General features: G+C 65.0%; 1 protein-coding gene. It reads right to left on the reverse strand.

Annotated elements, in window-relative coordinates; translation table 11 throughout:
- Nucleotides 1-257, reverse strand: a 257-nt coding sequence (locus tag R0J87_RS22130; RefSeq protein WP_498889003.1) for a GNAT family N-acetyltransferase, incomplete at both ends; no start/stop codon positions are given.

Raw genomic sequence — 257 nt, forward strand, 5'->3', positions numbered from 1 at the left:
GGGCAACGGGCGCTCGAACCGATTGATACCGCGCCGCCAGAGGGCAGCCACCTCATTCAGAAACCGCAGCCCGATCCCCAGGCCCTGCCATTCCGGCAGGACAACAAACCGGCAGGCGCGCGCCTCCTTCAGGCCAGGGCGCGGCGTCACCGCAAGATGCGCCACGTCAACGCCCTCGGATCGCGCGAGATAGAAACTCCCGGCAATCACATTGTTGGTCTTCAGGTAGTGATGCGGCTCAAAGGCGGGCCAATGGG

The organism is Halomonas sp. SIMBA_159 (genome assembly GCF_046536035.1).
In the GTDB taxonomy this organism is placed as follows: domain Bacteria; phylum Pseudomonadota; class Gammaproteobacteria; order Pseudomonadales; family Halomonadaceae; genus Vreelandella; species Vreelandella venusta_A.